This is a genomic window from Dyella sp. C9 (genome assembly GCF_003332825.1).
Taxonomy (GTDB): domain Bacteria; phylum Pseudomonadota; class Gammaproteobacteria; order Xanthomonadales; family Rhodanobacteraceae; genus Dyella.
On record NZ_QIRF01000014.1, the window covers coordinates 36,565 to 53,188 of the forward strand.

The 16,624-nt window shown below is 64.8% G+C and carries 18 protein-coding genes and 1 tRNA gene; 14 read left to right on the forward strand and 5 right to left on the reverse strand.

What is annotated here, in order from left to right; translation table 11 throughout:
- The first annotated feature begins 26 nt into the window (after positions 1-26).
- On the forward strand, positions 27-2,294 hold the full coding sequence (clpA, locus tag DVU99_RS14935) for an ATP-dependent Clp protease ATP-binding subunit ClpA (RefSeq protein ID WP_114241030.1): 2,268 nt from the start codon (positions 27-29) through the stop codon (positions 2,292-2,294).
- Between the two features lie 294 nt (positions 2,295-2,588).
- On the opposite strand, the gene infA is transcribed toward clpA, so the two are convergent.
- Both infA and DVU99_RS14945 read right to left on the reverse strand, forming a co-directional pair.
- A complete protein-coding gene (gene infA, locus DVU99_RS14940; RefSeq protein ID WP_019466733.1) occupies positions 2,589-2,807 on the reverse strand; it encodes a translation initiation factor IF-1 in 219 nt (72 codons plus the stop codon).
- Between the two features lie 83 nt (positions 2,808-2,890).
- Positions 2,891-3,166, reverse strand: coding sequence for a polyhydroxyalkanoic acid system family protein (locus tag DVU99_RS14945; RefSeq protein ID WP_114241031.1), 276 nt, complete (start codon positions 3,164-3,166; stop codon positions 2,891-2,893).
- 154 nt (positions 3,167-3,320) lie between these two features.
- Between DVU99_RS14945 and DVU99_RS14950 the strand changes: the two genes are divergently transcribed.
- The 5 genes from DVU99_RS14950 (at position 3,321) to kdsB (ending at position 8,680) form a co-directional block, all read left to right on the forward strand.
- On the forward strand, positions 3,321-4,088 hold the full coding sequence (locus DVU99_RS14950; protein ID WP_114241032.1) for an FHA domain-containing protein: 768 nt from the start codon (positions 3,321-3,323) through the stop codon (positions 4,086-4,088).
- Positions 4,089-4,187: 99 nt separating this feature from the next.
- Positions 4,188-5,273 (forward strand): 3-phosphoserine/phosphohydroxythreonine transaminase, encoded by a 1,086-nt coding sequence (gene serC, locus DVU99_RS14955; RefSeq protein ID WP_114241033.1) that lies wholly within the window; start codon positions 4,188-4,190, stop codon positions 5,271-5,273.
- 77 nt (positions 5,274-5,350) lie between these two features.
- Positions 5,351-6,439 carry a prephenate dehydratase gene (gene pheA, locus DVU99_RS14960; RefSeq protein WP_114241034.1) on the forward strand — a complete coding sequence of 363 codons (1,089 nt, stop codon included), beginning with the start codon at positions 5,351-5,353 and terminating at the stop codon, positions 6,437-6,439.
- Positions 6,440-6,481: 42 nt separating this feature from the next.
- Positions 6,482-7,780: a 3-phosphoshikimate 1-carboxyvinyltransferase gene (gene aroA, locus DVU99_RS14965; protein WP_114241035.1), complete on the forward strand. Its 1,299-nt coding sequence runs from the start codon at positions 6,482-6,484 to the stop codon at positions 7,778-7,780.
- Positions 7,781-7,906: 126 nt separating this feature from the next.
- Complete coding sequence (gene kdsB, locus DVU99_RS14970) at positions 7,907-8,680, forward strand: 3-deoxy-manno-octulosonate cytidylyltransferase (RefSeq protein WP_114241036.1); 774 nt, start codon at positions 7,907-7,909, stop codon at positions 8,678-8,680.
- 117 nt (positions 8,681-8,797) lie between these two features.
- Here the strand turns inward: kdsB and DVU99_RS19975 are convergent, their stop codons facing one another.
- Positions 8,798-8,956 carry a hypothetical protein gene (locus DVU99_RS19975; RefSeq protein ID WP_198670347.1) on the reverse strand — a complete coding sequence of 53 codons (159 nt, stop codon included), beginning with the start codon at positions 8,954-8,956 and terminating at the stop codon, positions 8,798-8,800.
- A 232-nt stretch (positions 8,957-9,188) separates the two neighbouring features.
- Between DVU99_RS19975 and DVU99_RS14975 the strand changes: the two genes are divergently transcribed.
- Entirely contained in the window at positions 9,189-9,833 is a 645-nt protein-coding gene (locus DVU99_RS14975) for a hypothetical protein (protein WP_157971458.1), read from the forward strand.
- A gap of 88 nt (positions 9,834-9,921) precedes the next feature.
- Here the strand turns inward: DVU99_RS14975 and DVU99_RS14980 are convergent, their stop codons facing one another.
- Both DVU99_RS14980 and DVU99_RS20245 read right to left on the reverse strand, forming a co-directional pair.
- On the reverse strand, positions 9,922-10,401 hold the full coding sequence (locus tag DVU99_RS14980) for a hypothetical protein (protein WP_114241038.1): 480 nt from the start codon (positions 10,399-10,401) through the stop codon (positions 9,922-9,924).
- 750 nt (positions 10,402-11,151) lie between these two features.
- Positions 11,152-11,283, reverse strand: a complete 132-nt coding sequence (locus DVU99_RS20245) for a hypothetical protein (protein WP_255412919.1) — start codon at positions 11,281-11,283, stop codon at positions 11,152-11,154.
- Positions 11,284-11,448: 165 nt separating this feature from the next.
- Here DVU99_RS20245 and DVU99_RS14990 point away from each other — a divergent pair, with 165 nt between their 5' ends.
- The 7 genes from DVU99_RS14990 (at position 11,449) to DVU99_RS15020 (ending at position 16,608) form a co-directional block, all read left to right on the forward strand.
- Complete coding sequence (locus DVU99_RS14990) at positions 11,449-11,913, forward strand: low molecular weight protein-tyrosine-phosphatase (protein WP_114241039.1); 465 nt, start codon at positions 11,449-11,451, stop codon at positions 11,911-11,913.
- A gap of 19 nt (positions 11,914-11,932) precedes the next feature.
- On the forward strand, positions 11,933-13,759 hold the full coding sequence (gene uvrC, locus DVU99_RS14995) for an excinuclease ABC subunit UvrC (RefSeq protein WP_114241040.1): 1,827 nt from the start codon (positions 11,933-11,935) through the stop codon (positions 13,757-13,759).
- A 121-nt stretch (positions 13,760-13,880) separates the two neighbouring features.
- Positions 13,881-14,489: a CDP-diacylglycerol--glycerol-3-phosphate 3-phosphatidyltransferase gene (gene pgsA, locus DVU99_RS15000; protein ID WP_114241041.1), complete on the forward strand. Its 609-nt coding sequence runs from the start codon at positions 13,881-13,883 to the stop codon at positions 14,487-14,489.
- 60 nt (positions 14,490-14,549) lie between these two features.
- Positions 14,550-14,625 (forward strand) — tRNA-Gly (locus DVU99_RS15005).
- A 153-nt stretch (positions 14,626-14,778) separates the two neighbouring features.
- Complete coding sequence (locus DVU99_RS15010; RefSeq protein WP_114241042.1) at positions 14,779-15,513, forward strand: hypothetical protein; 735 nt, start codon at positions 14,779-14,781, stop codon at positions 15,511-15,513.
- A gap of 4 nt (positions 15,514-15,517) precedes the next feature.
- On the forward strand, positions 15,518-16,027 hold the full coding sequence (locus tag DVU99_RS15015; RefSeq protein ID WP_232823622.1) for a sigma-70 family RNA polymerase sigma factor: 510 nt from the start codon (positions 15,518-15,520) through the stop codon (positions 16,025-16,027).
- Positions 16,024-16,608, forward strand: coding sequence for a hypothetical protein (locus DVU99_RS15020; protein ID WP_114241043.1), 585 nt, complete (start codon positions 16,024-16,026; stop codon positions 16,606-16,608). The genes DVU99_RS15015 and DVU99_RS15020 overlap by 4 nt, the downstream gene beginning before the upstream one ends.
- Positions 16,609-16,624: the final 16 nt, after the last annotated feature.

A 16,624-nucleotide genomic window follows, 5' to 3' on the forward strand; every position in this document is an offset into this window, starting at 1 on the left:
CTACCATTCAAGCGGAGTAGGTCCGGATGTTCAGCAAGGATCTCGAAGTCACCATTGGCCAGTGCTACAAGCAGGCCCGCGAGCAGCGTCATGAGTTCATGACGGTGGAGCACCTGCTGCTCGCCCTTACGGAAAACCAGTCGGCCCTGGGCGCCCTGCGTGCCTGCGGCGTCGACCTGCCGCGCCTGACGCGCGAACTGGAAAAGATCATTGCCGAAACCGTACCGGTCCTGCCGCATGGTGACGAGCGTGACACCCAGCCTACGCTGGGCTTCCAGCGCGTCCTGCAGCGCGCGGTCTACCACGTGCAGTCCTCCGGCCGTAAGGAGGTCACCGGCGCCAACGTGCTGGTGGCGATCTTCGGTGAGAAGGACTCCCATGCCGTGTATTTCCTGCACCAGCAGGAGATCACCCGCCTGGACGTGGTCAATTACATCTCGCACGGCATCGCCAAGATCGGCGACGAGCCGTCCAGCAGCATGCCGGGCAGCGAGCGCGAGAGCGAGGACGGGGAGCCCAAGGGCAACCCGCTGAGCGAATACGCCAGCAATCTCAACGAACTGGCGCTGGAAGGCAAGATCGACCCGCTGATCGGTCGCCAGGACGAGATCGAGCGCACCATCCAGGTGCTGTGCCGCCGCCGCAAGAACAACCCGCTCTACGTGGGTGAGGCCGGCGTGGGCAAGACCGCCCTGGCCGAAGGCCTGGCCAAGCGCATCGTGGACGGCGACGTGCCGGAAGTGCTCGAGAACGCCACCATCTGGTCGCTGGACCTGGGCGCCCTGGTCGCCGGCACCAAGTATCGCGGCGATTTCGAAAAGCGCCTGAAGGCGGTGATCGGCCAGCTGAAGAAGCAGCCGGGCGCGATCCTGTTCATCGACGAGATCCACACCATCATCGGCGCCGGTTCCGCCTCGGGCGGCACCATGGACGCGAGCAACCTGATCAAGCCCATGCTGGCCTCCGGCGAGCTGCGCTGCATCGGCTCCACCACCTTCCAGGAATTCCGCGGCATCTTCGAGAAGGACCGCGCGCTGGCCCGTCGCTTCCAGAAGATCGACGTGGTCGAGCCGACCGTGGCCGACAGTTTCGAGATCCTCAAGGGCCTGCGCTCGCGCTTCGAGGAGCACCACAACGTCGCCTACACCACCGAGGCCCTCAAGGCCGCCGTGGACCTGTCGGTGAAGCACATTCCCGACCGCCTGCTGCCGGACAAGGCCATCGACGTGATCGACGAGGCCGGTGCCCGCCAGCGCCTGCTGCCGGCAGACCAGCGCACCGGCAAGGTGGACGTGCCCGAGGTGGAGTACATCGTCGCCAAGATGGCGCGCATCCCGGCCAAGCAGGTCTCGGCCTCGGATCGTGACGTGCTCAAGAACCTCGAGCGCAACCTCAAGATGGTGGTGTTCGGGCAGGACCAGGCCATCGAGGCGCTCGCCGCCTCCATCAAGATGGCCCGCTCGGGCCTGGCCGACCCGGCCAAGCCGATCGGCTGCTTCCTGCTGGCCGGTCCCACCGGCGTAGGCAAGACCGAAGTGACCCGCCAGTTGGCCATGCAGCTGGGCATCGAGATGATCCGCTTCGACATGTCCGAGTACATGGAAGCGCATTCGGTCTCGCGCCTGGTGGGTGCGCCTCCGGGCTATGTCGGTTTCGACCAGGGCGGCCTGCTCACCGAGGCGGTGACCAAGCATCCGCATGCCGTACTCCTGCTCGACGAGATCGAGAAGGCGCATCCGGATGTCTACAACATCCTGCTGCAGGTGATGGATCGCGGCGTGCTGACCGATACCAACGGTCGCGAGGCGAACTTCAAGAACGTCATCGTGGTGATGACCACCAATGCCGGCGCCCAGCAGGCTTCGCGCCGCGGCATCGGCTTCGTGAAGCAGAACCATTCGATGGACGCGATGGAAGTGATCCGCCGCACCTTCACGCCGGAGTTCCGCAACCGCCTGGATGCCGTCATCCAGTTCAATGCGCTGGACTTCGACCACATCCTGCGCGTGGTGGACAAGTTCCTGATCGAGCTGGAGTCGCAGCTGTCGGAGAAGCACGTCTCGCTGGACGTCGACGCCGATGCCCGTCGCTGGCTGGCCGAGCATGGCTTCGACCCGCAGATGGGCGCGCGCCCGATGTCCCGCGTGATCCAGGAGAAGGTGAAGCGTCCGTTGGCCGACGAGCTGCTGTTCGGCAAGCTGGCCGAGGGCGGCAAGGTCTCGCTGAGCGTCAAGGACGGCGAGCTGGTGGTCAGTACCGAGGCGGCGGAAACGCAGCCGGCCACGGTGTCCTGAGTACCGGGCACCCGGTCGCAACGAAGAGGCCGCGCACTGCGCGGCCTTTTTTTTGGGGCGCGCCCTGCGCGATCCCGGTGGCTTCAGCGGTTCGTTAGGTACCGCGCACAGGGTGCATTCCTGCAAAAAAACCAGGCGCGGACGCGGGTGCCTTCGGCTTGTCGTCGGTGAGGGGGTACGAAAAAGGCCGCGCATGGCGCGGCCTTCTTTTGGGGGCTGTGGCAGCGACCCCTGGGTCGTCAGCGCCCCGTAGGCTTCGTGCGCCGGGTGCACTCCTGCAGGAGGAGCCTGGGCTTACTTCATTCGGTAGGTGATACGACCCTTGGTGAGGTCGTACGGGGTCATCTCCACCTTCACCTTGTCGCCGGTGAGGATGCGGATGTAGTGCTTGCGCATGCGGCCGGAGATATGGGCCGTAATGACGTGGCCGTTTTCCAGCTGCACGCGGAACATGGTGTTGGGCAGGGTCTCCTGGACCGTGCCTTCCATTTCGATGACGTCGTCTTTGGCCATGCGTTCCGGTGGGGGCAAGAGCAGCCGTCATGGCCGCGTAAGCCATCGATTATGCCACGGAATTCGTGATGGTTAAAGAATCATCAGCCGAAATGCTCTTCGAGCTTGCGACGGATCTCCTGCTCGACCATCCCCTTCAGCGGGGCCAGCATCATCCCCAGCTCGGCGGTGACCTGGACGGCGTCGCTGCCCACGGCGATACTGCCGTTCACGCCCGGGCGGGAAAAACGCAAGGTATCGCCCTGCCACTGACCCTCCATGCCGAACTTCTCGTGCATGCGCGCTGCCACCTTGTCGACCACGGCACGGGCTTCGGCCACGGTGAGCTGGTGGGGGCGGCGGATGTCGATCTTGGGCATGGAGTGGCTCCGGCTTAAAACACACATGGTACGGCATTCACTGCGCAAACCCGGCCTTCGGGCACGGTGAACGGGCCGGTGCAGCATTGTGGGAGAAGCGCTAAGAACGTGCGCGCATCTGCTAGAGTCCCCGCGTCTATTCAGCGGTTCAGCGATGCGCATCGAGTTTCCCAATTCAGCCCGAGAGGACTTTCACTGGGACGCTCCTGCGCTGCGCATCGGCAGCGCGCCGGACAACGATCTGATCCTCGCCGCGCACCAGGCGGGGGCGTATCACCTGCGGATCCAGATCGACCGGCGTGGCTGGGTGTTGCAGGTGCTGCCCCAGGGCGGACGCATCTATGTCAACGCACGCCCCGTGCGCGAAAAGGCGTTGTTGCGTCCAGGCGACATCCTCAGCGTCGGCGATTGCCGCATGTTGTTGCGCATGGAGGAAGAGCCCGCGCATAGCCTGCCGGTGACGGTTCCCGCCGAGGGGCGGTGCACGGTGGCGCTGCGCGCGGTGGCGGGCCCGCTGTCCGGGCGCGTGCTTTCGCTGCAGGACAAGCTGGAGCTGGGGCCGCTGGGCCGGGTCCCGCTCGAGTTGCCGCAGGGCGAGAGCGCCTCGCTGGCGATCTTCTGGCGCGAGGGCCAGTTGCTGCTCGAGGCCGGTCAGCAGTCGTCCCGCTACCCGCTGCGCGTCAACGGCGTGCCGGTCAGCCAGGCCACGTTGCGCCCGGGCGACCAGATCGGGCTGGGCATGCACCGTTTCGTGGTCGATGCCCCCGGCCTGGAGCCCGAGCCCGAGATTGCCCGCCCCGATCCGGCTTCCGAGCGTCTGCCGGAAGAGGACGCTGGCCCGCGTGGCGAGGTCTGGTGGCTGATCGCCACCGCGGCCGTGCTGGCGCTGGGCATCGCGGTGGCGCTGCTGGTGCGCTTCTAGGGCGTCGAGCGGGCCATTTGCCGACAGGTGCGGTGTGGTTGACGCTGCGTTGCTGCGACGCGGCATAATGCGGTGATCCCTATCGCAAAGGCGTCGTCAGTGAGCAGAGTCTGGAATTTCAGCGCCGGCCCGGCCGCGCTGCCGCAAGCTGTCCTTGAGCGTGCCCAGCGCGAGCTGCTGGATTGGCAGGGCTGCGGCGCCTCGGTGATGGAGCTCTCCCATCGCGGCAAGCTGTTCATGGGGCTGGCCCAGCAGGCGGAGTCCGACCTGCGCGAGTTGCTGGCGATTCCCGAGAACTATGCGGTGCTGTTCCTGCAGGGCGGCGCGACCCAGCACTTTGCCCAGATCCCGATGAACCTCGCCGGCGAGGGCGCCAGCGCCGACTACGTCGTCACCGGCCACTGGGGCGAGAAGGCAGCCAGCGAGGCCGCACCGTACGTCAAGGTGAACCTGGCTGGCAGCAGCAAGGGCGAGCACTACCTGCGCCTGCCGCCGCGCGAAACCTGGCAGCTGGACCCGCGTGCGGCCTATGTGCACTACACGCCGAACGAGACCATCCATGGCGTGGAATTCCACGACACTCCGGAGGTGGGCGACGTGCCGCTGGTGGCCGACATGTCCTCGGACATCCTGTCCGGCCCGATCGACGTGTCGAAGTTCGGCCTGATCTACGCAGGCGCCCAGAAGAACATCGGGCCCTCGGGCCTGGTGGTGATGATCATCCGGCGTGACCTGCTGGAGCGGGCGACGCGCCCGATGGCGCGCATCTTCCGCTATGCCGACCACGCGGCGAACGATTCGATGCTCAACACGCCCAATACCTGGGGCTGGTACCTGGCGGGGCTGACCTTCCAGTGGCTGAAGGAGCAGGGTGGCCTCGCCGTCATGCGCGAGCGCAACCTGGCCAAGACGGCCTTGCTGTATGGCGCCATCGACGGCTCGGGCGGCTATTACCGCAACCCGGTGGAGCACGCGTCGCGCTCGCGCATGAACGTGCCTTTCACCTTGCACGACAGCACGCTGGACGCGGCTTTCCTCAAGGAGTCGGAGGCCGCAGGCCTGCTGGCGCTGAAGGGACACAAGGCGCTGGGCGGCATGCGTGCCTCGATCTACAACGCGGTGTCGCTGGAGGCGGTGCAGGCGCTGGTGGCTTTCATGGGCGATTTCGCGAAACGTCACGGATGAAACCGTTGCACGGCTCCCGATAGATCGGGGACTATCCCCGGTTCCCCGTTTGGACTGCTTCCCCTCCAGATCACCTCATGACCGACAAGAAATCCTCGCTTTCCGAAGTGCGCGAGCGCATCGACAGCATCGATCAGCAGATCCAGTCGCTGATCTCCGAACGCGCCGAATGGGCGCAGGAAGTGGCCCGCGTGAAGGGCGAGGGGCTTTCGGCGATCGACTATTACCGCCCCGAGCGCGAGGCGCACGTGTTGCGCATGGTGGTCGATCGCAACCACGGCCCGCTGTCGGACACCGAGATGGTGCGGCTGTTCCGCGAGATCATGTCTTCCTGCCTGGCGCAGGAAGACCCCCTCAAGGTGGGCTTCCTCGGTCCCGAGGGCACCTTCAGCGAGCAGGCGGTGCGCAAGCATTTCGGTCACGCCGCCTACGGGTTGCCGCTGGGCAGCATCGAGGAAGTGTTCCAGGAGGTCGCTGCCGGCCATGCCGACTTCGGCGTGGTGCCGGTGGAGAACTCCGGGCAGGGCATGATCCAGGTAACCCTGGACATGTTCCTCACCTCCGAGGCCACCATCTGTGGCGAGGTGGAGCTGCGCGTGCACCAGTGCCTGCACTCGCTCAATGGCCGCCTGGAAGACATCAAGCGCGTCTACGCGCACGCGCAGTCGCTGCAGCAGTGCAAGACCTGGCTGCGCATCAACCTGCCGGGCGTGGAGTGCATCGCCGTGAGCAGCAACGCCGAAGCCGCTCGGCTCGCGCGCCACGCGGATGACGCCGCCGCCATCGCCGGCGAGACGGCGGGGCGTGTGTACGGCCTCAAGACCGTTGCGCAGGCCATCGAGGACCGCGCCGACAACACCACGCGCTTCCTGGTGATCGGACGCTCGCTGTTCCCGCCTTCGGGCAACGATCGCACCTCGCTGCTGATCACCGTCAACGACAAGCCGGGCGCGCTGTACGACGTGCTCAAGCCGTTTGCCGAGCATGGCCTCAGCCTCAACCGCATCGAGTCGCGGCCTGCGCATTCGGGCAAATGGCAGTACGCGTTCTTCATCGACGTGTCCGGCCATGTCAACGACGAACCGATGCAGGCGGCCATGAAGGAGATGGGCGAGGCCGCTGCCAAGGTGCGCGTGCTCGGCTCCTACCCGGTGGCGCTGCCCTGACCTGCACGCGGTCGCCACGCAGGCGATCGCCGGAGATTTCACGTGAGTCGAATCGACTGGACCAGTCACACCGGCCGCGCGCTGCATGGCAGCGTGCGCGTGCCCGGTGACAAATCGGTATCCCATCGCGCGCTGATGCTGGGCGCTCTGGCGGATGGTACTTCGCATATCCGCGGCTTCCTGGAGGGCGAGGACACCCGCGCCACCGCCAAGGTGCTGCAACAGCTGGGCGTACGCATCGAGGCGCCCGCCGATGGCGAGCGTGTGGTGCATGGCGTGGGCCTGCATGGTTTGCGCGGCACCGCCCATGCGCTGGACTGCGGCAACGCGGGCACCGGCATGCGCCTGCTGGCAGGACTGCTGGCCGGGCAGGCCTTCGACAGCACGCTGGTGGGCGACGAATCGCTGTCCCGGCGGCCGATGCGGCGTGTCACCGAACCGTTGGCGCGCATGGGTGCAAGGATCGATACGCAGGATGGCCTGCCACCGCTGCAGGTGCGCGGCGGGCAGCCGTTGCGTGGCATTTCCTACACCTTGCCGGTGGCCAGCGCGCAGGTGAAATCCGCACTGTTGCTGGCCGGCCTGTATGCACAGGGCGAAACCGAAGTGATCGAGCCGCACCCCACGCGCGATTACACCGAGCGCATGCTGGCGGCGTTCGGCTGGCCGATCGCGTTCGAGCCGGGCCGTGCACGCCTCAGTGGCGGTCATGCCTTGCGCGCCACCGACGTGGACGTGCCTGCGGACTTTTCTTCCGCCGCGTTTTTCCTGGTGGCTGCCAGCTTGGTGCCGGGTTCGGCACTGCGGTTGCCGTCGGTGGGCCTCAATCCCCGTCGTACCGGCCTGCTGCAGGTACTGCGGCTGATGGGCGCGGACATCCGCGTCGAAAACGAACGCGAGAGCGGTGGCGAGCCGGTGGGCGACCTGGTGGTGCGCCACGCGCCACTGCACGGCATCAAATTGCCCGAAGCGCTGGTGCCGGACATGATCGATGAATTCCCGGCGCTGTTCGTTGCCGCCGCCGCCGCCAAGGGGCGTACGGTGGTGCGCGGCGCCGCCGAGCTGCGCGTGAAGGAATCCGATCGCATCGCCAGCATGGCGAACGGCCTGCGTGCGCTGGGCGTATCCATCGAGGAGGCGCCGGATGGCGCGACCATCGAAGGCGGCGTCATTGGTGGCGGCAACATCGACAGCCATGGCGACCATCGCATCGCGATGAGTTTCGCGGTGGCGGGGCTGGTGGCGGATGCTCCGGTGCACATCGGCGATTGTGCGAACGTGGCCACCTCGTTCCCGGGATTCACCACGCTGGCCAACGGCTGCGGTTTCCAGCTCACCTAGCCCTGCAGGAGCGCAGTCTGCGCGCGACCCTGGCGGCCTCGTCGCTCCGCCGGGTTTTCGCGCACGGGGTGCGCTCCTACAGCAAGCGGTTTGCAGTTAGGCTTGGCGCCTCACTTTGAGGTCGCCATGTCCAACGCCATTCCTCCGTTCATCGTCGCCATTCCTGCCCGTTACGGCTCCACCCGCCTGCCGGCCAAGCCGCTGCGCGAGATCGGTGGCGTGCCGATGGTGGTGCGGGTGGCGCAGCGGGCGCTGGCCGCGGGCGCCACGCAGGTGGTGGTGGCCGTGGATGACCCCCGTATCGCCGATGCCTTGGCCGGGCAGGGCGTGGAGGTGTGCATGACGCGCAGCGACCACGCCTCGGGCAGTGACCGGCTCGCGGAGTGTGCTTTGCACTACGGCTGGCCGGACGATGCCATCGTGGTGAACCTGCAGGGCGACGAGCCGTTCGCGCCGGCGGCCGGCATCCGCGAGGTAGCGCGCGCACTGGCCGAGGACGATGCGCCGATGGCCACCCTGGCCACGCCGATCACCGAGGCCCACGAGTTGTTCGACCCGAACGTGGTGAAGCTGGTCCGTACGGCGCAGGGCCGCGCGTTGTATTTCAGTCGTGCACCGCTGCCGTGGGCCCGCGACGCGTTCGCGGTTCATCGCAACGCGCTTCCCGACGGCGTGCCGTTCCTGCGCCACATCGGCATCTACGCGTACCGCGCCGGCTTCCTCAAGCGCTACACCACGCTGTCGCGCACGCCGCTGGAGCAGGCCGAGTCGCTGGAGCAGCTGCGCGTGATGGAGCATGGCCACCCGATCGCCGTGCGCCTGACGCCGGAGCCGTTCCCGCCCGGCATCGACACCGAAGCCGACCTGCTGCGTGCGGAGCAATGGTTGGCACAGGGCTGACTGTTGAGCCCAGTCCCTTCGGGAGTGGGGCGCTAGCCTATGGCGCCCAGCTTTTAGCCCCTCTCCCCTCGGGAGAGGGGTGAGGGTGCGGTCTTGCGCAGCCCCGAACGCCGGCCTTCAACGCCGCCGCCGTACCAGCGCCAGGAACACGCTGCCAAGCACCAGTCCCAGCGCCAATCCCACGCCCGCGCCCCACAGGGCGCCATCGGTGCCGCCCACGGCGCGACCGATCAGAAAGCCAAGCACGAACAGGATGGGTAACGGCAGGCAGCCCATGGGTACTCCTTTGCCGTTATCGTCGCAGCCCGGCGCGGAAGCGCGCAAACCACGCCTGGCGCTCGCGATGAATCGCTGCCCTGTAGACGGTACTTAACCTGTCGGCTGCACAGGTTGCGGAAAACCCAGACTCGTCGGCGTTCGCGGAGCTAAGGATCGATTGATCGCAAAATAATGCGAATGACGCTTGATGTGCGCTAGTCTGCTCACTTTTTTGCAGAAGGAGAGCGGGATGCGCAAGGGAGTATTGCTATTTGGGCTGTTCTTACTAACGGGCTGTGGCCTGAAAACCAGGCCGGTTAATCTGGACATCCCTGCGGAGGGCGCGGTGACCTCGGAAACGAGGATGATCGTGATCGACGACATTGTGGATGCGCGTGATTTCAACACGCTACCGGAAAGCTCGGGCTCACGTCTCGAAACAGGCGTGATCCGGCAGTTGGGCGAAAGTGGTCGCGCGAGAGCCATCGCAGGCCAGCCGGTGGGGCCCCTTGTGTCGGTCGTCGCCAACGATCGAACTGTAAGGGATGAGGTGCGAGCGCTGATCACAGCGGCGATGAATGATCGCGGATACAGTGTCGTTGCGAATACCGATGCACCGCCTGGCGCCCCGCGACTCCGGGTCACGATTAGGGAATTTTGGTGCTACATGCCCTTCAACTTTGGGCGAGCACTTACGTGGACTCAGCAGCTTAAAGCCTGGATAACTACGGATATTTCTATCACCACGGAATCTGGCACTCGATCCATTTCGGTAAGTGGTTACGGCGCCAATATTATTCAGGTGAATTCCGAGAGAAACGTCGCCGAGACATATGGTTTTGCGATGGCTGACTATAGGAAGAGCTTAGGTTCGAGGCTATTTACTTCGATGTGATGGTTGTTCGTTCATCGGATCAATAAGCCCGCCATGCGCGGGCTTTCTTGTGCGAGCTGGTTGACTTGGCCTGGTGTGCTGGCGGCTATCAGTTGACCCAGTGGAAGACGGTGGCCTGGGGCATGCAGACAGGCTCTTCCTTCAAATCCTTCTGAAAGTGCCAGACGCCAATGTCGAAGACGAAAAGGCCAACCACCAGCATCAGGACGGCCGCGCCTCGACGTGTGACCAGCTGGGCTGTGCGCCACCGGAAAGTAAGGGACCACTGAGCCGCGGCAGCATAGCAAGCCAGGATTCCAAGGACCGCTAAGCCGACCATCGCGACCCAACGCCACAGGTGCCCACCACACTGGACATAGGGAGCAAGGGTGAGGGATGCAGCAAGGAAGCCAATGCCTGGCACGAACCCCTGGACGAAAGTCAGGAAATCCGTGGACTTCCGCATGAACCACCGGTGCCGAACGACCTGGTCGCCGTTCACGGCCCGCCACACGTTCCGCAGGTAGGGGAGCAGGTCCTCGACGTGGGGCACTTCGACGTTCTCATGTTGGGTCGTACTGCCGTCCATTGGGCCTCCATTTGTGGTGTTGTCCCAACGATGTCGGCAGCTGATATTGATTAATTAATTCTGCTGCGGCCGGCCGTATGGCAACACCCGGTGCCGTTGTCGGGATTGCGTTGCTTCGCATTTCGCTCCAGGACTGGGTGTGCCTGCTCACGATCGCGCTACTCGTCGCGCAGCTAGCGTACCTGTTCTGGAAATAGCGCCGGGAGCGCGCAAGGTCGTGAGCACCGCCGTCCGGGCGACGTTTGCCACTGCCGGCGCCTCGCTCATCGTTGCAATTGTGGCGTCGCTCGACGTCCATGAGGGGCGTCCGCTGACGACCTATTGGGACAGGCCGGGCATGCCTGGACGGTCTGCCGTGGTGTCACTGGTGACCGCGGCGCGCGGCGTGCATGGGCAAGGAGAAGGAAGCCATAGCCAACGAGCTACGCGCGCGGGTGGCCGACTACGGGCCTGTTTACTGCTGGTGCGAGGAGGTCATGCTTCTCGTGAGTGAGCAGAGGCGCTGGCGGGTGGCCGAGGGATTCCAGCAATGTGTTGCAACGACCGACTGAAGTCGCAACCCAGGGCGGACACTTCGCGAATGCCGATCCGGCCCAATCCAGCTCGGATTTTTACGGTGGTTTTTACGGTAAGGCTGAATTCGGCCCAAAGAAAAAGGGCCTGCATCGCTGCAAGCCCTTGATCTATGGCGGAGAGGGTGGGATTCGAACCCACGGTACGCTTACACGTACGCCTGATTTCGAGTCGGGGCTATTTGCCCTTCGCCTTCTTCGCCTCTACCAACACACGTCCACCGGCCGAGTGACCCTTGCGAAGTTCCTTGGCAGCATCCGACTTTTCCTTCTTGGTCGGCGGCTTGATGGTGATCTTCTTCGGTGCCATATCTCTCTCCCGATCTATTGGATGTTCGCGCAACCTACTCCTGCGATCAGTCGCCCCGCAACCGATTCCGAAGCCGGCGCGTAAGTGTCTGATTGGATTGGTGCGTGACGTTACGTTTTTGCACGCTTTGCAATGTACCAAAAGTCACTCAACTAACTGAAAGACATGGAAAAACAGTCGATTTTATTTGTCTGCTTGGGCAACATCTGCCGCTCGCCGCTGGTGGAGGCGGTAGCGCGCCGGCGTTGCGCGGAGGCGGGACTGGAGGTGACGCTGGCATCCTGTGGCACTGGCAACTGGCATGCGGGCAAGGGGGCTGATCCGCGCATGCTGCGTGCCGCGGCTGCGGCGGGTTATGACCTTTCCCGGCACCGGGCGCGCCAGGTGCGGCCGGGCGATTTCGATGGCTACGACTGGGTGCTGGCCATGGACGAGGACAATCTGGAGGCGCTGCTCTCGATGCGGCGAGGGCGCGGCGCGCCGGCCGAGCTGTTCCTGCCGTGGGCGGGCGTGGCCTCGCCGCGCGAGTTCCCTGATCCGTATTTCGGCGACAGCGATGGTTTCCGCGACTCCGTAGCGCTTGCCGAGCGGGCCGTGGACGGCCTGATCGCGCGCCTGCGCGGCGGCTGAAACCGGCTAGAATCCAGCGATGCAGTCCACACCGCCGCAAGCCTTTGACGGCAAGGCCTTCGTCAAGACTCTCACCACCTCGCCCGGCGTCTATCGTTATTTCGACGAGGACGGCGACCTGCTGTACGTGGGCAAGGCCGGCAACCTGAAGAAGCGCGTCGGCAGCTATTTCCTCAAGCCGCGCATGGAGCCGCGCATCGCGGCGATGGTGTCGCAGATCGCGCGCGCCGAGATCACGGTGACGCGCACCGAAGGCGAGGCGCTGCTGCTGGAATCGCAGCTGATCAAGTCGCTCAAGCCGCGCTACAACATCCTGCTGCGCGACGACAAGAGTTACCCGTACATCTACCTGTCCGGTGGCGAGGACTATCCGAGGCTGGCCTTCCATCGCGGCGCACGCAACATGCCGGGACGTTACTTCGGGCCATACCCGAGCACGTTCGCGGTGCGCGAGAGCCTCAACCTGATGCAGAAGCTGTTCAAGGTGCGCCAGTGCGAGGACAGCTATTTCAGGAATCGCTCGCGCCCCTGCCTGCAGCACCAGATCGGCCGTTGCACGGCGCCATGCGTGCAGCTGATCACGGTGGACGATTACCGCAACGACGTGCGCCACGCCGAGATGTTCCTCGAGGGGCGCAGCAGTGCGGTGATCGATGAGCTGGCCGGCCAGATGGACCAGGCCAGCAAGGCGCTGGAGTTCGAGCGCGCAGCCGCGCTGCGCGACCAGGTGGCGGCGTTGCGCAAGCTGCAGGCGGAGCATCACGTGCAGGGCGCGAGCGCGGACATGGACGTGCTGGCCTGCCGCATCGAGTCGGGCATGGCGTGCGTCAGCGTGCTGTTCTTCCGTAACGGCATCAGCCTGGGCACGCGCGATTTCTTCCCGCGCCTGCCGCTGGATGCGGAACCGGCGGACGTGCTGGAGCAGTTCATCGCCCAGTACTACCTGGATCGCCCGGTCCCGCGCGAACTGATTCTGGGCGAGTCCTTGCCGGACCAGCAGATCCTGTCGGAGATGCTCACGCAGCAGTCGGGTCATGCGGTGGAGCTCAAGTCCAGCGTGCGCGGCGAACGCGCGCGCTTCCTGCAGATGGCCGAGCGCAATGCACAGGCTTCGCTGACGGCGCGGCTGGCCAGCCGGCAGACGCTGGGTGCGCGCTTCGACGACCTGCAGAAGGTGCTGGAGCTGGACACGCCGCCGCGACGCATCGAGTGCTTCGACATCAGCCACACGCAAGGCGAACTGACCGTCGCTTCCTGTGTGGTGTTCGGCCAGGAAGGCCCCGAGAAATCGCATTACCGGCGCTTCAACATCGCCGGCATCACGCCGGGCGACGATTACGCCGCGATGCACCAGGCGCTGGTGCGCCGGTTCCGCAAGGTGGCCGAAGGCGAGGGTGCCCGGCCGGACGTGCTGTTGATCGACGGCGGCGGCGGCCAGGTTGCACAGGCGCTGGACGTCTTGAAGGAGCTGGGCATCAGCGGCATCCACGTGGTGGGCGTCGCCAAGGGTCCGGGGCGCCGGGCCGGCGAGGAAACCCTGATCCTGGCCGATTCCGGCCGCGAACTGCATCCAGGTTCGGCCTCGCCGGCCCTGCACCTGGTAGCTGCCGTACGCGATGAAGCCCACCGCTTCGCCATCAGCGGCCATCGCAAGCGCCGCGAGAAGGCACGTGAGCGCAGCGTGCTGGAAGACGTGCCGGGGATCGGCGCACGTCGCCGTTCGGCCTTGCTCAAGGCCTTTGGTGGCCTGGGCGGCGTCGAGGCCGCCGGTGTCGAGGAATTGATGCAGGTCAAGGGCATTGATCGCGGACTGGCCGAACGCATTTATGCTGTGCTGCATGGCTAGGCTGGCGGCCGTTGGGGTTCCCGCGCCGTCGTGCCAGCCCAGGCTCGAATGACGGGCGGCGAAGCACACCGTTGCAAGACTCGCCCGTTATCCTGCTGACGTATCCATCCGGAAAGGTTTTATGCACATCAACCTGCCAACCTGGCTCACCCTGTTCCGCGTATTGCTGTTGCCGGTCATGGTGGTGGTCTTCTACTGGCAGTTTCCCGGGCACAACATCACCGCGGCCATCGTGTTCATGCTGGCGGCCATCACCGACTGGCTGGACGGATACCTGGCGCGCCGGATGAATCTCACCTCGGCCTTCGGTGCCTTCCTCGACCCGGTGGCGGACAAGCTGATGGTCGCGGTGACGCTGTTCCTGCTGGTGGAAACGCATCGCGGCGGCTGGCCCGGCATCCTGATGGCGGTGACCGCAGCCATCATCGTGGGCCGCGAAATCAGCGTGTCGGCCCTGCGCGAGTGGATGGCCGAGATCGGCATGCGTGCCACGGTGAAGGTGGCCTTTGTCGGCAAGCTCAAGACCGTCATGCAGATGGTGGCGCTGGTGGTGCTGATCGTTCAGCACGAAAAGAGCGCCGAAGCGCTGCGGCTGTACCACATCGGCGAGGCGCTGCTGGTGATCGCGGGCATCCTCACCATCTGGTCGGGCCTGTATTACCTGCGCGCGGCATGGCCCAGCCTCAAGGGCGATGGCGCCGGTCGCATCCTGCCGCGCGACGAAGGCTGAATTAATTTGTGACGGGTGCTTGACGATCGACGATAACCCATTACAATGCGCGACTCCGATGCGGGAATAGCTCAGTTGGTAGAGCACGACCTTGCCAAGGTCGGGGTCGCGAGTTCGAGTCTCGTTTCCCGCTCCAAATTAGATGGATCGAAGCATCGCGATCCACCAGAAAAGCAGCCTTCGGGGCTGCTTTTTTTGTTGCCGCAAAGAAAGCGGTGGAAGCCATGTAAGGTTTTCGGCGCGCCAAGCGACTCTCCTGAAGAACCCGTTCACGAAAGGAGATCGTCCGATGGCAGTCGTGTTCGAAAGTCCCGCGCTCGCCGTGCCTACGCGCAGAGTGGCTCTCTGGTGCATGGAAGGCCTGCGCATATGGCGGCGCTACCCGATGCGCCTATTTCTGCTCTGCCTAGCGCCGATGCTGCTCGAGACCTCGTTGCAGTTTGTCCCTCTGGTGGGCATGGCGTTGTCCAAGGTCTTTCCGTTGCTGCTGAGTTTTGGTGTTTTTCAGGGGCTGATGGCTGCGGAGGCGTCGGGCGTATTGCGATGGAGCAGTCCGCTCAGTACCTGGCACCACGACTACCGCTGGCGCGCGCTGGGGTTGGCGTCGCTGTGCGGTCCTATGGTTTTTTGCGTGCAGCAACTGGCCGTGGCAACCGTCTACGGCTGGTCGGCGGTGGACGCCGTCTTGCTGGGCCATATGTCGGTGCATCCCGAGCTTGCCAACCATAGGTTCATTTGCCTGCTTATTTTGCCGGGCACCCCTGTCGCCATGCTGCTGGCGCTTGCCCCCATGTTCGTGATGTTCCGTGGCGCTACACCTTGGCGCGCCATGTGGAGCAGTGTGGGCATCTGGGTTCGATCGCCAGGAGCGTTCGTCGCCTATACGTTGATCCAGCTGTCGATCATGGCAGTCCTATTGCTGATTCCGCTGGGCATGCTGTTGCTGCTGCCCTTGCTGCCGTGGATAACCGCATGCTGGCTGGCAATGTGGAAGGACATCGACAACCGCGCCTGGGCGTCGTGATTCGATGATGCGAGGCGATGGACAGCACGGGGACTTCAATGACGTACTGCGCGAGCACGCGGGGCTGTTGTCCCGCATTGCCGCCAGCTACGAAGCGGACCTGGCATTGCGCGACGATCTTCTGCAGGACATGGCACTCGCGCTATGGCGAGCGCTGCCGGGATGGCGAGGGGATGCGCCACTGCGTGCCTTCGTCGCGCGCGTGGCGCACAACCGTGGCGCCACGCATGTGCTGGGTCAGATGCGTCGCCCGATGGGTAGTGCATTGAACGACGATTGGGTGGAGCCGCGTCACGGCCCCGAAGGACACGCGGAGCTCGAAGAACGTCGGATGCGCCTGCAGGACGCGGTGAGGTGCTTGCCGTTATCCCTGCGGCAGGCCGTGACGTTGGCTCTTGAAGGGTTCAGTCACGCCGAGATTGCGGATGCGCTCGGCATCACGGCCAATAGCGTCGGGGTGCGACTCAACCGTGCGAAAAGTGCCTTGAAAACGGCGCTGGGAGAACAGGCATGAGCGAGCAAGGCAACGACTGGTCCAAGTGGGGCGAGCTATGGCGCGAACAGCCGGAGGTGGATGTCGCGCGGCTGCAACGGATCGCGTCGAGAAAGCTATGGCGCATGCGCATCCTGGTGGCGCTGGAAATAGTGGGCTCGATCGGTGCCTGCGTGCAGTGTGTGCGGCTGGCGACCCTGACATCGGGACGCTGGCAGCTGTGGAGCATAGCCACGCTGGCGTTCGTGCTTGCGCTTCAATGGCTGTACCTGCACGTGCGTCGCGGCACCTGGCGGGCCTCCAGTGGCGATGTCCAAAGCTTGTTGCGGCTAACGCTTCAGCGCGCCGCGGCTGGCATACGACTGGCGAATATCAACCTCTGGGGCACCCTGGCTTGGGTGGCCCTGAGTGTATTGGTCGGTCTACCGGAGCTGGAGCCTGCGCGCTGGCAAGCCGACCCCAAGCTCAAGTCGCTGCTGGCGTTGCAATTGGTGATAAACGGGCCGCTGATCGTTGCGGTCATCGCGTTCTGCATCTGGTACATCAGGCGTCAGCGTGCGCGCATCACGCGAATCAAGGATCTGCTGGAGCCGGACGTCTAGCTGGACTGGCCGGTGT